16 protein-coding genes, 1 tRNA gene and 1 pseudogene are annotated in these 14,708 nt (G+C 56.3%); 13 read left to right on the forward strand and 5 right to left on the reverse strand.

All coding sequences use genetic code 11. The features are described from left to right. The first annotated feature begins 114 nt into the window (after nucleotides 1-114). From rpsF to MMB48_RS01220, 6 genes are all read left to right on the forward strand, one after another. Complete coding sequence (rpsF, locus tag MMB48_RS01195) at nucleotides 115-405, forward strand: 30S ribosomal protein S6 (RefSeq protein WP_003828111.1); 291 nt, start codon at nucleotides 115-117, stop codon at nucleotides 403-405. Nucleotides 406-461: 56 nt separating this feature from the next. Continuing rightward, on the forward strand, nucleotides 462-1,121 hold the full coding sequence (locus MMB48_RS01200) for a single-stranded DNA-binding protein (protein WP_032744909.1): 660 nt from the start codon (nucleotides 462-464) through the stop codon (nucleotides 1,119-1,121). A 60-nt stretch (nucleotides 1,122-1,181) separates the two neighbouring features. Next, nucleotides 1,182-1,430 (forward strand): 30S ribosomal protein S18, encoded by a 249-nt coding sequence (rpsR, locus tag MMB48_RS01205; protein WP_007051545.1) that lies wholly within the window; start codon nucleotides 1,182-1,184, stop codon nucleotides 1,428-1,430. 19 nt (nucleotides 1,431-1,449) lie between these two features. Then, the gene (rplI, locus tag MMB48_RS01210; protein ID WP_032683268.1) at nucleotides 1,450-1,896 is read left to right on the forward strand and encodes a 50S ribosomal protein L9; all 447 of its coding nucleotides are present in this window, start codon (nucleotides 1,450-1,452) and stop codon (nucleotides 1,894-1,896) included. Between the two features lie 203 nt (nucleotides 1,897-2,099). Continuing rightward, a tRNA-Lys gene (locus MMB48_RS01215) sits at nucleotides 2,100-2,173 on the forward strand. A gap of 229 nt (nucleotides 2,174-2,402) precedes the next feature. Then, the gene (locus MMB48_RS01220) at nucleotides 2,403-2,639 is read left to right on the forward strand and encodes a transposase (RefSeq protein ID WP_003828118.1); all 237 of its coding nucleotides are present in this window, start codon (nucleotides 2,403-2,405) and stop codon (nucleotides 2,637-2,639) included. A 47-nt stretch (nucleotides 2,640-2,686) separates the two neighbouring features. Here the strand turns inward: MMB48_RS01220 and MMB48_RS01225 are convergent, their stop codons facing one another. From MMB48_RS01225 to MMB48_RS01240, 4 genes are all read right to left on the reverse strand, one after another. Further along, nucleotides 2,687-3,379, reverse strand: coding sequence for a hypothetical protein (locus MMB48_RS01225; protein ID WP_032744907.1), 693 nt, complete (start codon nucleotides 3,377-3,379; stop codon nucleotides 2,687-2,689). 25 nt (nucleotides 3,380-3,404) lie between these two features. Beyond that, nucleotides 3,405-4,109 (reverse strand): ABC transporter ATP-binding protein, encoded by a 705-nt coding sequence (locus MMB48_RS01230; protein ID WP_032744905.1) that lies wholly within the window; start codon nucleotides 4,107-4,109, stop codon nucleotides 3,405-3,407. A 1-nt stretch (nucleotide 4,110) separates the two neighbouring features. Beyond that, nucleotides 4,111-4,719: an ABC transporter permease gene (locus MMB48_RS01235; protein WP_228429005.1), complete on the reverse strand. Its 609-nt coding sequence runs from the start codon at nucleotides 4,717-4,719 to the stop codon at nucleotides 4,111-4,113. 158 nt (nucleotides 4,720-4,877) lie between these two features. Continuing rightward, nucleotides 4,878-5,804 carry an ABC transporter ATP-binding protein gene (locus MMB48_RS01240; protein ID WP_032744903.1) on the reverse strand — a complete coding sequence of 309 codons (927 nt, stop codon included), beginning with the start codon at nucleotides 5,802-5,804 and terminating at the stop codon, nucleotides 4,878-4,880. A gap of 555 nt (nucleotides 5,805-6,359) precedes the next feature. Here MMB48_RS01240 and MMB48_RS01245 point away from each other — a divergent pair. The 3 genes from MMB48_RS01245 (at nucleotide 6,360) to MMB48_RS01255 (ending at nucleotide 9,479) form a co-directional block, all read left to right on the forward strand. After that, nucleotides 6,360-6,962 (forward strand): response regulator transcription factor, encoded by a 603-nt coding sequence (locus MMB48_RS01245; protein ID WP_012576686.1) that lies wholly within the window; start codon nucleotides 6,360-6,362, stop codon nucleotides 6,960-6,962. A gap of 11 nt (nucleotides 6,963-6,973) precedes the next feature. Beyond that, nucleotides 6,974-8,140, forward strand: a complete 1,167-nt coding sequence (locus tag MMB48_RS01250; RefSeq protein WP_013140531.1) for a sensor histidine kinase — start codon at nucleotides 6,974-6,976, stop codon at nucleotides 8,138-8,140. Nucleotides 8,141-8,357: 217 nt separating this feature from the next. Beyond that, nucleotides 8,358-9,479, forward strand: a complete 1,122-nt coding sequence (locus tag MMB48_RS01255; RefSeq protein ID WP_229773788.1) for an MFS transporter — start codon at nucleotides 8,358-8,360, stop codon at nucleotides 9,477-9,479. A 105-nt stretch (nucleotides 9,480-9,584) separates the two neighbouring features. On the opposite strand, the pseudogene MMB48_RS01260 reads toward MMB48_RS01255, so the two are convergent. After that, a pseudogene (locus MMB48_RS01260) lies at nucleotides 9,585-9,755 on the reverse strand (IS30 family transposase); the annotation flags it as partial. Between the two features lie 319 nt (nucleotides 9,756-10,074). Between MMB48_RS01260 and MMB48_RS01265 the strand changes: the two are divergent. The 4 genes from MMB48_RS01265 to MMB48_RS01280 all read left to right on the forward strand — a co-directional run bounded on the left by MMB48_RS01265 (nucleotide 10,075) and on the right by MMB48_RS01280 (nucleotide 14,637). Further along, nucleotides 10,075-11,292 (forward strand): MFS transporter, encoded by a 1,218-nt coding sequence (locus MMB48_RS01265; RefSeq protein WP_032744682.1) that lies wholly within the window; start codon nucleotides 10,075-10,077, stop codon nucleotides 11,290-11,292. A gap of 95 nt (nucleotides 11,293-11,387) precedes the next feature. Next, entirely contained in the window at nucleotides 11,388-12,737 is a 1,350-nt protein-coding gene (locus MMB48_RS01270; protein WP_151497894.1) for an alpha-L-fucosidase, read from the forward strand. A gap of 327 nt (nucleotides 12,738-13,064) precedes the next feature. After that, entirely contained in the window at nucleotides 13,065-13,565 is a 501-nt protein-coding gene (locus MMB48_RS01275) for a single-stranded DNA-binding protein (RefSeq protein ID WP_032744541.1), read from the forward strand. A 337-nt stretch (nucleotides 13,566-13,902) separates the two neighbouring features. Next, complete coding sequence (locus tag MMB48_RS01280; protein WP_032744542.1) at nucleotides 13,903-14,637, forward strand: MIP/aquaporin family protein; 735 nt, start codon at nucleotides 13,903-13,905, stop codon at nucleotides 14,635-14,637. The last annotated feature ends 71 nt before the right edge of the window (nucleotides 14,638-14,708 follow it).

The raw sequence follows: 14,708 nt of genomic DNA on the forward strand, positions 1-14,708 counted from the left end.
AAGATGGGTAAGTTGCTCACAGGGTGAAGTGCATCTGCATCGCCCTATGATTAACACGCATACACACTCCTGCCACGGAACGTCCGTGGCCGAATAGTCCGAAGGAGGTGGGTGATGTCTGCGCACAAGTACGAACTGATGTTCATCGCCGATCCTGAGCTGGATGAGCGCGGTCTGAAGAAGCTGACCGAGCAGTATCTGGAACTCGTCACCAAGGAAGGCGGCTCTTTCGATGAGCCCGATTACTGGGGCCGTCGCAAGCTCGCCTATGAGATTGCCGGTAAGACCGAAGGCAACTACGTCGTGGTGAAGTACACCGCCGAGCCCGCTACCAGCGATGAGCTCGACCGTGTTCTGAACCTCAACGAATCCGTGATCCGTACGAAGATCCTTCGTAAGGGCTGAATCAAGCGTTTAGCCAGCTGAACAGCTGGTATTCAAGGTAAGTAAGAAGGACCGTTATGGCAGGCGAAACCGTCATCACCATCGTGGGCAACCTCACTGCGGACCCCGAGCTGCGCACTATTGGCAGCGGCGCGACCGTGGCGAGCTTCACGATTGCTTCTACCCCGCGAACCTGGAATCGTCAGACCAACCAGTTCGAGGATGGTCAGGCGCTGTTCATGAGGTGCTCCGCTTGGCGTGATCTGGCCGACCACTGCGTCCAGTCCCTGAAGAAGGGCATGCGCGTGATTGCCACCGGCCGCCTCCAGCAGCGTTCCTATCAGGCACAGGATGGTTCCCAGCGAACCGTCGTGGAGATGCAGCTCGATGAAATCGGGCCCTCCCTGCGTTATGCCACCGCACAGGTGACCCGCCAGTCGTCCGGTCAGGGCGGCTTCCAGGGTCGTTCCGGTGGTCTCCAGGGTGGTCAGCAGCCCAATCAGGGCTATGGCAACCAGGGTGGCCAAGGTGGTTATGCCGGTGGCCAGGGCGGTTACAACGGTGGCTATCAGGGTGGTGGCGCTGGATACTCCCAGCAGCCTGCCGCTCCCGCCAACCCGTCCGCTCCTGCGGCCGACCCGTGGAGCAATGCCGGTGCATCTGATGCCGGTAGCTTCTCCACGTTCGGCGCTTCCTCCGATTTCGGCGGCGGCGACGATTCCGACCCGGAGTTCTGATCAGTACTTACCTCCCCGCTGCCAGCAGCAATCAATATCAAGATTTATAAGGAGAACATCATGTCACGTAAGAGGCCGCAACCGCCGGTCAAGCCGTTCAAGAAGAAGCCGAACCCGCTGAAGGCCGCCAAGGTCACCGAGATCGATTACAAGGACGTCGCGCTGCTGCGCAAGTTCATTTCCGATCGCGGCAAGATTCGTTCCCGTCGTATCACCGGCGTGACCGTGCAGGAGCAGCGTGAGCTGTCCAAGGCGATCAAGAACGCCCGCGAGATGGCCCTGCTGCCGTACGCCACCTCGGGTCGCTGAGTTAGGGAGGCTTTGAACAATGGCTGAAACCAAGGTTATTCTCACCAAGACCGTGGCCAACCTGGGCCACTCCGGTGACGTTGTCGACGTGAAGGCCGGCTACGCCCGCAACTACCTGTTCCCGCAGGGCCTCGCTTTCGCGTGGACCAAGGGTGCTGAGGCTCAGATCACCGCTATGAAGCGCGCTCGTCTGGCCAAGGCCGTCGCCACCCGCGAGGACGCCGTCGCCGCCAAGGCCGCCATCGAGGGCACCACCGTCGAGATCGCCGCCAAGGTGTCCGAGTCCGGCAAGCTGTTCGGTGGTATCTCCAACGAGGCCATCGCCATCGCTCTGTCCGACAAGGCCGCGGTGAACCCGAAGGCCATCGAGGTCGAGACCATCAAGACCACCGGCGATTTCCCCGCCAAGGTGGCCCTCCACCCGGAGATCACCGCTTCCTTCTTCGTGAAGGTCGTGGCCGAGTGAGTCATTCCGGCCTAGTGCTGGAATCACACAGACCAAGAGTCTGAGCTTAAGCATCATCCCCCGTGCGGTTCGCGCCGCATGGGGGATTTTTGTATTGGTGTTTAAAAACGCTGGAAATAGGCGCGACACGCCGAGAGTTGCATCCGCTTCAAATCTGAGTATATTTAACACCTGTTGCAAGGAACACTTCAACATCTAACCAAGCCCCTGTAGCTCAGTTGGTTAGAGCAGCTGACTCTTAATCAGCGTGTCCAGGGTTCGAATCCCTGCGGGGGCACAGTTCGGAAGGCTCCGGTCGATTATCGGCCGGGGTCTTTTTGTTTTCCGGCTTAATTCTGCTGATGAAATCCTCGTCCTGGCGATAGTAGGTATCGTCGGTCAGATCGCTAATGGTTACGCCGAGTTCTTTAGCGGCGAGATACATCTTCTTCGGTCGAATTTCTGATCCCCCGTTGGGCCGTTGGCGGCACCGGGATCTCGGCTGCTGGAGGGTGGGGCCGGCCGCCATGATGCCGCGCGTCGACTGCCCCATGTGCGGCGTGGTCGTCGCATCGGCGCCGGGGGGCGGAGCCCGGCGGCCGGTTCACCCGGGCTGTTCGAACGCGGGGCTCGAGGCGTTCAACAACGGGATCAAGGTCGCCATCCGCATGGCCTACGGCTTCCACCACGTCACCAACCTCATCGGCCTGGTCATGCTCAGATGCGGCGGACTCGACATCCGACTGCCACAACCCGCAATCTAACCCACGAAAACAGCATAAGCCTTACTTTTTCTGGGGATGTGCATTGGTCAAATTACGTCTTCTTTCGTGATATGTCGAGCTTTGTTGATTGTTGAGCAGAGCGCCGTAATCGCAAAAACGAGGCAGGTTCCGATTTCGATGACAACCGTCCAGCCTTTGGCGTCGCTGTTGGCAAAGCCGTTGGCGGCTATGGAGCCGAGGATGATTGCCGCTACGATTGCGGTGACGCCCGAGCCTCGCAGCAGTCCAATCAGCCCGCTGATGACGCTTACGCTGGCGGATAGTATGGCAACGCCGAGAGCTTCGACCATCATGCTTGCCAATGCGGGGAGACGGGAACCGTCTCCGGTCAATAGTGCGTAGGGAATCAGGGGCGCCGACATGCCTGCCCATGTGGCGAGGAACGTGCCGGACCAGATCATCGCGTTTTTCACCAAGAACAATGGGGCTCTGCCGCAGGGCCATGCATAGGTGATTACGCGGCCCGTGCCGGAGTAGGCCGGAATGATGATACGGGCGTAGTGGGCAGTTGAGGCGATGGAGCAGCCGGCGGTGGCGACCGCGCAGGTCACGGCCACCGTTAAGTCGGAAACCAGGAAACCGAGATGATCGACTCGGGCGATACCCACGATCCTGAAGAACAGCAGCGACAGCGAGCTGCCGATAAGAGTGGCGGCCAGTAGAAACAGGTAGAACCTATACGAGGTGTATTGTCGTTCGATGCGGTAGACATCCAGCATGGGACATGCTCCTTGGTTGTTTGTGTTAGTCCTGAGTGTGGCGGAAATAGTAGGATTCCAGATCGCTGATGTCGCTCATGGCATGTTGCGCTTTGACGGAACCGTGATTGATGACGATGACCTGGTCTCCGATGGTTTCGAGTTGGGCGAGCATGTGCGCACTGATGATGGCCGTGACTCCTCGTTTGTTCTCTTCCCGGATGATGCGGCAAAACAGCTTCATACCCGTGGGGTCTAACCCGTTCATCGGCTCATCCAGGAGCAGGAGCGTGGGATGATGCGCCAGGGCCGTTGCCAGTGCAAGGCGCATGCGGTTGCCCATGGACAAGGTATCGGCCGGTAAATCCCCCATGGAGGCCAAGCCGACCCGTTCCATTGTTTCGTCGGGGGACCAGTCGCATCGCATGAACGCTAGATGCTTGTGGAGGATGGCCCGTACGCTCATGCCTCGCTCGAAGACGGGAATGCCGATCAGCATGCCGACCTGTCTCAATAGCATGTCGCGGTTCTCGGGGTTCATGATACGGCCGCGGATATTAGTTTCACCTTGGTCGGGGGCGATCAGGCCACCCAAGGTTTTGAGCAGCGTGGTCTTACCGGCCCCGTTCGGGCCGATCAGGGCGATGGTTTCTCCGGGATACGCGCTGAATGATATGTCGTTCAGGACCGGTTTCCCGTCGATAGTTTTCGACACCCTGTTGCAGTAGAGAGTTGCCGACAGTGATTTCATTTCATCTCCTTTTGGATAATCCCGCAAGGCAACCGGCCACGCCGGTAAGACACCATGCGAAGACTACGAATAAATCAATCGAATGGCTTATGTTGCTGCCGGGGAATGCGGCATCGGTGAGCATTCGGTGCATCGGTACGAAGGGCATCCAATCATGAATGGTAAGAATTATTGATGGTAATTTGTCGGACGGGTATAGAATCGGTGCGAACAGCATTGTTGCTAGCATGATTAGCTGACCGACAACCGTTACTCCACCGCAAGGTAGCCATATAGCCAACATGTACCCCAATGACAGGTTCCCCAATGCACAGAGAAGTAACATCATGACTAAATTTGAGGTCGCCATCTGTATGAGTCCAAATTTCATTGTTGAGGCAACGAATCCGGCAACGACACCCGGAATGGACACCGCAATCCAGATAATGAAGTCAGCTATCAGGAGACAAATCCTCGGTACCGGCAAATTACGCTGATATTCAAGTAATCCTTCGGAAATGGATTCCGATAATAGCTGCGGAGCAATAGTGCACCCCACCGCCACCAGACCAAGCTGCCATACACCTGCAGAGAGTTGCTCAGCCTGACTGGTGGTGAGACTTCCCATCATCAGAGTAAGACCGTATACGATTGCTAGCGCAAATACTGTCTGTACCATGGTGAAAGCGATAAATAGATATCTATGCCGTACAAAGCTCCATTTTAATAGAGATGTGAGCATTCGCGCACCGCATATAAGCCGCGATTTATTCAGTCCACTCTCACTTATCATCGGACGTCGATTATCCTTTCATATGCTTCGCGCAACGTGCCGTGTTGCACCGAGAACGACAGTTCTGGCTCATCGCCCATCAGCATGTTCAGCCGGCTCAGTAGCATTTTGGCTTGTTCCGACGAGCAGACATAGCGTAGCCGACCGTCCTCAGCCAGTACCGGAGTTGCAGCTAATTCCGTCAAAACCAAAGAGGGATCCGCAGTGTTGACTTCGATCCGTATAAGTTCGTCAATAGAAGTGAGTTGGCGTGGTGACGCATTACATACGAGGCGACCGCAGTCGAAGATCAACAAATTGTCGGCCACCGAACCTATCTCATCTAGATTGTGAGTCACTACAAGTATTGTTTTGCCTTGGTCGGCTTCCTGCCGGAGTATTTTCCATACTCTGCTTCGACGAATCGGATCCACATCGTTGGTCGGTTCGTCCAGCAGTATTACGGAAGCCTCCTGAACGAGAGCCATCCCCAAAGAGACTAGGCGTCTGCAGCCACCAGATAGATTCTCTCCTGCGACATGCGAATATTGCTCAATGTCCAGACGACCCAAGAAGTCATTCGTTAGGCGAACCGCACGACGACGAGATATGCCACGCATGCCGGCTGCGCAGCATAAAGCCTCGACAGGAGTGACCCCGCGCAAAGGGACATGTGGCTGCGGCATATACGCGCATAGACGTCTCAGCTCGGCTGCATGGGATATTTCTCTTCCGGAAAAAAGTATGGTTCCAGAAGTCGGTTTCACTGATCCGCAAAGCGACCCGAGTAACGTGGTCTTACCTGCACCATTATGTCCGAGAACTCCTGTAAGTGTCCCTTTGGGCAATGAAAAACTGACATCCCGCAGCGCCCATACGTCGGAAGAGAATCTCCCGAACCGCTTATTTAAATCTCGCACGGATAAACTACAGTATTGCTCCATTTCCACCTTCCTATCGTTTACACTTCAAGTAAGCCAATAGTCAAAGCAATGGGCCTTTGCTCTGCTCCCCGGACTGTTGTTCCCGTCCATTTGAGCGGGTATTCGTTAGGTTACGGAGAGTCTCGCCATGAGCCAAGGTCTCATCCTCGAAAATGAGGATTATCCGCTGCTGACAGGCCGTCGATGTACCTTGCAGGCCTTGGCAGATGATGGGATGGCAGGCGTGGCCTTGCTATCTGCATCGATGTCAACAGCCATCTGTGGTGTTTCTAGGGGGGCATATCGGGCGTCAACGTGTTTTGAGCCTGCGTCCTTCTCGCTTTAGCACATGTGCCGATTCCCGGATGGGGAACCGCACTACGAAATTTGGCCTACACATCAAGAGGCGCCGTGAAATCGGCCGCCGGCTTAGACCGAACTCGTGTAGCTGTCGAGGCGGCCATTGGAGAGAACATGTATCATATGCGTGTCAGACTTCCGATGACCCTTGGATGTCCGTTCCTGTTTCGCCACATTTTAGGGGGATTCATGAGATCTTCACCGACACTCTTGATCATGGATAACGACCGGCTGGCATTGCGATTGCTTTCAGCCAGTCTCAAACGCCTACTTCCCGGCTGTACGGTTCTTGCACCAGTCGATACTGGCGCTGAGGCCATAGCCGTCTGTACTTCGCATCACTGTCCGGATCTGTTGTTGGCGGATGTCTCCATGTCTGATATCAACGGATTGGTGGTGTGCCGGACGATTAGAAAAGAGAATTGGAAGACATCCGTACTCATGATGACATCATTCAGCGTCGCCGAATATGCTGCAGAAGCGGTGGCTTCGGGAGCCCAGGGAATCATACATAAGGACAATCCGAAAACAATCGCCGAGGCTTTGCTGCAGATAAAGGAAACAGGAATCTGTTCTGATCGTTTTCTGAATGCCCACGATTCGTTTTTGCGGCTGAAGTCAGAGAAGAACAAGGATCTGTCCCCTCGTGAAATGGAAATCGTTGATCGATGGGCGCGAGGGAGATCGATGTCCGACATAGCGGAGGAATTATCGATCGGTCAGACCACGGTGCGGACCCATCTTGAACATGCCGCGTCCAAGCTGGGGGTAGCGAACAACCGTGCATTGATTTCCGCCTGGATGCATCTCAATCGCTGATGAGGATTTCCATGAATACGGCGTTTACGTTTCCGTCAAAAATAATTCGGCGCTATGTGGCACATCCCTGCTTGTCCCTTCTGTCGCTGCTGGGGCTGTCTCTTGCCCTGATGGAGATAATCCAGATTGGTCCCATGCCTCTTCTGCCGGCAATGCTCTATGGAGTGCTTGCGGTTTCCTTTGTCCTTCTTCCTGCCATTGGAGGCCAAGCATGTTGGGCCATCATTGTTGCAGGTTCCGTGATCTCCATCTCCCTCACTCAGGACAGTCCCTTCGTTATCAGCGGCATGCTCATCGCTCTCGGCATTCTTGCGTTCTCCGGAACCGTGCCTGAATGGCTGATCGCAATGCTGATTTGTTCCTGTACGTATATAGCGCGAAGCGTTATGGTGGAGAACTTCAATGTTTTCGTTTCCGTGTCGGTCACGGTCATGTTCTTGGCCAGCTTGCTTGCCGGCAGATTGGTAGCGCTTCGCCAACAGGCTTTTATCAGAGAAGAGCAAAGGCTGAAATTGCAGATTGAGCTTCAGCAGCTTGATTATATGAGGCAAAAGAATCGTCTTGCGATACAGATACATGATTCCTTGACCAATAATCTTTCGGATATCTCATTAATGGCCCGGGTTCATATCGATGAAAACATACCTGACAGCGATGATTGGGCAATCGTTCTTGAACATAGTCAAGAGGCGTTCACGCAAGTGCACGACATCATAGACATCCTTTCCTCGGAAGACAAGGACGCGAAATCAGAAACGACGTTCATGGTTGAACTGCGTAATCTGCTGGATGAAAGATGCAGCCATCTTCATGCGCTGGGGTATGACGGAAATACGGCCATCGACGGATGCTGCATCAAAGCTTCGCCGGAAGAAAAGGAAGAAGCGTTATCCCTGATAAGAGAACTCTGCAACAACATACAGCGTCACGGTTCCCCACGCAATGGCTCGTTCGAGTTGCTGGTCAAGCTATCACCATCGTCAATGGAAATTAGCGAGATGAATGATATTGCAGCCGGATCGGCGCTGACTGCATTCGAACAATCGGGAAGGGGCCTTTCACTGCACTCAAAACGAATACAGGAAATGGGAGGCGAACTTAACTATAGAAGCGATGATGGATTGTGGGTGCTCTACGCCAAAATTCCGCTGAGTCATATGGAGACAACAAAAACTTGAAACCAAGTACAGCGAGAACTTTTAAAAAACAACAAATAATCCATCACAGATTAATACTCCAGTATGACGAATACAACAATCAAAACGCGGAAATATCATTTTATTTTGTATTACTCGGAGGAGGAGCCAGGTAATGATTCAGCGCTATAGTCAAGGGACGTCAGCAAGAAGAATCTTCCCCATATTGCTGATTGCGGAAGGATTATGCCTATCGGGCATGAGCGTGGATCTGACAATCACCTCACTGACCGGTTCGTCCCTCGCGCCAGCACCATGGATGGCAACATTCCCGATAGCGTGCATATTCATCGGTACGGTGATCGGCACACCGGCAATGGGACGCTTGGTGGGGCGATTCGGCTATCGGCAAGTATTCGTCTTCGGCGCCCTTCTAGCCGTCTTGGGTGGAATATCCTCAGCCACGGCTTTGCGATTCCACCAGTTCCCATTGCTCTGTATAGGGACGTTCTGTGTGGGCATATACCAGTCGGGGACGAACTACTACCGGTATGCCGCAGCCGATTCCATGCCCGGCAAAGAAAGCAAGGCAATCAACGGAATCCTATCGGCAGGAGCCATAGCAAGCATCATCGGCCCGGTTCTGGCGACATTCTTCGGCACTGCGACCAACATCGAATACGAGGGATCATATTACGTCGTCAGCGTGCTCGCCGCCTGCGCGGTAATCGTGCTGCTGGCGCTCCCGAAAATTCAGTCGCCAACTCCCGCGCATATGCGCGACAAAGCTACCGCGAGCACAACCCCCAATTATCCGGCATTGCTGACCCGACCCCGGTTCGTGCTGGGCGCGACCATCAGCTTCGTCGCATCATTCGTCATGGTGCTCGTGATGAGCGGCGCACCCATAGTCTTGGAGAGCACGTTCTCCCAAAACGCGCAAACCAGAATGGTCGCCATGCAACTGCACATGGTCGGCATGTACCTGCCAACCCTGTTCGCCATCTTCATTTTCCACAAGAAAAACAGCGAAATGGCGCAGGCGTTGACGGGGTTGATCATCGGCATGCTCGGCACAGTCGTCGCACTCGCCGCGTCGGCTTCGTATGCCGTCACTCTGGATCTGCTGCTGATCGGAATATCCTGGTCGCTGTGCTACGCCGCAGGCAGCGCCCTGTTGACAAAATCCTATACGGAGTCGGAACGTTCGTGGGCGCGAGGCGTCGGCGAACTCGCTCCCGTATTGGGACAGGTGCTGGGAAGTGTGCTCGCTGGCGTGCTGCTGGCCGCGGGGTGGAAAACCGTATTCGTCACCGTGCTGGCGATGATCGTATGCGCGCTCATCGCCATGGCAGGATATCGCAATAAAATCAAGTCATGAGCGCAAATGACATGTCCTTAGACGACATAGCCTAAGGACGTATATTGTATACCGTTGCAAACTAGAACAAACTAGCTTGCAACGGCGAGCGAGGAACCAACCCTAGTCCCAGGTCAGCGAGTTCCTCGGGAGCTTGAGCAGGTATTGCATTTTCCGGATGACGGCCTGCTGGACGTGTTCGGCGTCGTGCCCGTCGGACGGGTGCAGGAGGATCGTGAATCGTGTCGAGCGTTCCACGAGCGTGCCGATCGCGCTTTTGTTGGCCGCGCCGCGCACATCTCGCCACGCGTCGCGTACTCCACACCCTCGAACACCCACCTGTTCACTTGGCCCTCCCGTCAGTCAGCCAGGCGTTGCGACGATCGCTGGAACCCGCCACGAAAGTTTTTTGTCGGGCGGGGGGTAGCTTTTCCTAGTGACGGCAGCCGGATGGCGTGCAGTCGGCAAGATACAGAGAAGTATGTGCAATATACGGAGAAGTATATGAATGCGATAAGTATTGCGCTTCCATTCAGACAGTGGAATTACTTGCGTTGTATGGCGAAAGACGACGCCGTCTTCCGCCGAATAAAAATAGAAAGAAACGAGTCTGACAATGGCATTAGATGTTGGCAAAGCGTTGAAATCCAAGACCTTGGTGGTCGGCGTCTTGTCGATGTCGTTGCTGATGTCCGCCAGCAATGCAGTCAGCGGTACCATACCGGCGATGAAGGAGGCGTTCTCCGACTATTCCGCGGCGAACGTCGAACTGCTGACCACGGTGCCGACGATCGGCTCGATGGTCGGCACGGCATTGACCGGCCTATTCGCCAATGCCATCGGCAGGAAGAAAATCGCGATGGCGGGATTCCTCATATCCGCCGTCACAGGCGTGATTCCGGCGTTCTTCCCGTACTATTGGCCGATTCTCATATCGCGTATGTTCTTCGGCTTCGGGTCGGCGCTGTTCGTCACCTTGAGTGTGTCGTACATCACCGACCTGTATGACGGCGATATGCAACGCAAGCTGCTTGGATGGAGACAGGCGGTCGGCAATCTTGGCGACGTCGTGCTGCTGTTCGTCGCCAGTCTGCTGATCACCATCAACTGGCAATCCACGTACCTCATCTTCTTCCTGTTGTTCGTCCCCATGGTGCTCGTGGGCATGTTCATTCCGAAGGAGTTCGATAACTTCAGCATTCGCAGCGCGCTCGTCGACGATGAGGGCCACGTCGTCGACAAGAGCGCCTCGCAGAAGCAGACGACGAACTGGCAGGTGCTGTGGCTGGCGTTCATCTTCCTGATGGTCTCCATGCTTTACAACGTCATGTCCATCAAGCTCGCCAGCTACGTGGTCGATGAAGGCATCGGTTCAGCATCGCTCGCCACATTGATCTTCAGCTTCCTCGTCGTCGCCACCATCCTCTCCGGCGTGTTGTTCGACAAGGTCGCCAAGGTCACCAAGCGCCTGACGGTGACCATCTCCGAAGTGGTCATCGGCATCTGTTTCATCGCCACTGCGCTGACGAAGAACGTGCCGCTGATGTTCGCCCTGGTGCTGATTGCCGGCTTCGCATGGGGCATCATCAACCCCGCGCTGACCGCACGATTCGTGGACTACTCGCCCGCGCACTCGATGAACCTGACCACGTCCATCGTGATTATCGGCATCAACATCGGCTGTCTGATCTCCCCGTACTTCTTCGCGCTGACGGCAAGCGTCTTCGGCAATTCCTCGGCCGGATTCGCCATCATCGTCGGTGGTGCGCTCTACCTCGTGATGGTGGTCATCGAGCTGATCACCCTCAAGGTGGACAAGAAGCTCACGGTGTGATTCCCGCGGCGACGGAGCCGTACCGGAACCGGACGACGGCAACCAACAACCAGCAACCAATCAGACACACAGACAACGAACAAAGGAGTTTCAACATGGTGTTGTTCATGGCCGATCCGCAGCGTCCCAAGATGTATGAGAAGTTCGTGCACGATACACCCGAATGGTTCAAGGGCGCCGGTCTCGGCATCTTCGCCCACTGGGGTTCGTATTCGGTGCCGGCATGGGCGGAGCCGATCGGTGCGCTTGGCACCTTTGACGATCCGGTGTACTGGAACACCCACTGCCCGTATGCGGAATGGTATTGGAACACGATGAGCATCAAGGGCTCGCCGGCGGCCGAGCATCAGAAGGAAGTCTACGGTGACATGCCGTATGAGGACTTCATCGACATGTGGAGGGCCGAGGCGTTCGACCCCGCGGACATGGCCGACCTGTTCGCACGCGCCGGTGCCCGGTACTTCGTGCCGACCACGAAGCATCACGAAGGCATCACGCTGTGGAAGGCCCCCGACAACGATGGGTGGAATACCGTGGACCGTGGTCCGCATCGCGATCTGGTCAAGGAATTCGCCGACGCCATGCGCGACAAGGGACTGAAGTTCGGCGTGTACTACTCCTCGGGCCTCGACTGGCACAAGGAGCCCAACATGCCGATTCTCGGCGACGGGGAATACGGGCCGCAGAGCGAGGACTACGCCCGCTATATGTACTCGCATGTGATGGACCTCATCGACAAATACCAGCCGTCCATCCTGTGGGGAGATATCGACGTGCCGAAGATCTCGGAGGAGGACAACGATTTCAGCGTGGCCCGACTGTTCGAGCATTACTACGACGTGGTGCCGGATGGTGTGGTCAACGACCGCTGGGGCCTGACCCATTGGGACTTCCGCACCGTCGAATACGAACAGGGCAAGGAGCTCATGGGCAAGGGCATGTGGGAGATGACCCGAGGCATCGGCTACTCCTTCGGCTACAACCAGATGGAGGACGCCGACTCCTACATGACCGGTCCGGAGGCGGTGAAGTTGCTCGCCGACGTGGTCTCCATGGGCGGCAACCTGCTGCTCGACATCGGCCCCGACGCCGCCGGACGCATCCCCGAACTGCAGCGTCAGTGCCTCGAGGGCATGGCCGACTGGATGGACGTGAACTCGCCGAGTATCCATGATGTCGAACCGGTGCCGGAAGCCTCGCCTTCCGGAGAGGGGGACGGCGAGCCATGGGTCCGTTGGACCGGAGACGGCAAGAGCGTCTATGCCGTCGTCGATGCTGCGGGCAGGGTTCCGCTGCGCATAGCCGCCGATGCTGTGGACGCGGATTCCGCCGTGACGCTTGGCGGATCCGCAGTCGCCGTGGACGCCGACGGCGACGTGCTGACCGCCGATGTTCCGGCCTCGGAAGTGGCGGGGCCGCAGGTCGTGCACTTCGTCCGTCGCTGACGGATTGCGCTGAAGGTGCCGTATTCGATATACAGCTATATTATCGGATGCGGCACCTTGTCATATGCGCGCGTACAGGGTAGAAAATGGGCATCGTTCCTCCTTGGAAAGGTATCGAGGATTTCCCCTCCCGAAAACATAATTAGACAATATGTCTAATAAAAAATTATCCGTCCGGACGCAAGTTTTCAAGTCGTCGTCGGGCGTGCGATTCCGTTTCCTGGGACATGAAAAAACATTCACGGAGATCCCGGTTCAAACACTTCCTTCCCTGATCGCGGTCCATCATGGAAGCCGTCATGCGCGGCGACCACGGAAGGAAGAATCATGACGGCAAGCAAACCAACGAACGTCCTCGAAGGCAATCTCGCGTCGGAACCGAAATACCGGCAGGCCAATAGCGAGAAACAGGCGCGAATCGTATTCCGAGTCGTCCACAACGAACGATACTTCGACCGGCAATCGCAGCAATGGCTCGACGGCCGCAAGACCACGGTCGATGTCAGCTTCTACGGCCCAGCCGCCGACGGAATCGCCAAGAAGATGAATGACCATCCGGACATATTCGTCAAAGGCGCGAAGGTCATCGCATTCGGCGAAGTCGCGGAACCCGGCGCTTATCTGTCAGATGACGGTCAGCCACGCAGCCGCATGGCCATGCTTGGCCGGCGAATCGTCCCTGACCAGATCGCCAACGCGGAACGCGCGCTGAATGCCCAGCGAAAAGACGCGATGCAATGGATGACTGCCGCTCCGGCTGTAACTCCCGTCGCTCAGGCGGCTCCCGGCCAGACGTATGTGGGCGGCTTCGCGGCTCCGCTGATGTGACGCTGCGTCGCCAAAAGCCGAAATGCCGTCCGTTGTGGACGACTCGGAATACGATCCGCCGAAGAACAATAAAAGAGGTGAAGCCCGTATCTCGCAACCACTGAGATTCGAGGTCGCTTCGGCTGATTCCGGTGGCTTTCTGGGCATTGCATTCGGCTGGACATTCGACATCGCATCCTGCCGGCATTTCGTCGTGGGGCAAAGTGTACAATCGCCACGTTTGCTTTCGCGCCCAGCGTAAATCGCGTCGCCGGCTCCGCGAACGGATTTCCAATCACACAGAATGCCGTGAACAGTCAGCCATGCCTGTTGCGCGGCGAAGAGAAAAGAAGAAGCAGTGGATTATCCTCTCTTTACCAAGCTGGCCGCCGAGTTCTTCGGCACCGCCATTCTGATGATCTTCGGCAACGGCTCCGTGGCCAACGTCGAGCTCAAGAACACCAAGGGCCACCACGCCGGCTGGCTGAACATCGCCATGGGCTATGGCTTCGGCGTCATGTTCCCGGTGCTCATGTTCGGTGGCGTATCCGGCGCTCATATCAACCCGGCCATGACCCTTGCTCAGGCCATCAACGGCCTGTTCCCCTGGAATGAAGTGCTGCCGTACATCGTCGCCCAGCTGCTCGGCGCCCTGCTTGGCCAGCTCATCGTCTACATCACTTACTACCCGCACTACCAGGAGACCGAGGACGCCGAGGCGATTCTGGGCACCTTCTGCACCACTGACGCGGACAACCAGAAGGTCAACTACTTCCTCAACGAGATGTTCGGCACGCTCGTGCTGGTGTTCGGCGCACTGTGCTGCCTGACGCTGCCGTGGGGCAAGGCCGACGACGCCGCATCCTCCATCGTGGTCGGCTTCATTGTGTGGGGCCTCGTGACCTCCATGGGTGGCCCGACCGGCCCTGGCCTGAACCCGGCCCGTGATCTCATGCCGCGACTGCTGCACGCCATCCTGCCGATTCCGAACAAGGGTACGTCCCGCTGGGGCGAAGCCTGGATCCCGGTTGTGGCCCCGATTGTCGGTGCCATTATCGGTGTCTGGCTGTACGTGTTCTTCTTCGCCAGCTGATTCGTTGATTGATTCATGCATGCAAATGGCCTCCGCTCGTTTTGGGCGGAGGCCATTGTCGTTGAATCAGG

The sequence above is a fragment of the Bifidobacterium sp. FKU genome (assembly GCF_026016385.1).
GTDB classification, from domain to species: domain Bacteria; phylum Actinomycetota; class Actinomycetes; order Actinomycetales; family Bifidobacteriaceae; genus Bifidobacterium; species Bifidobacterium infantis.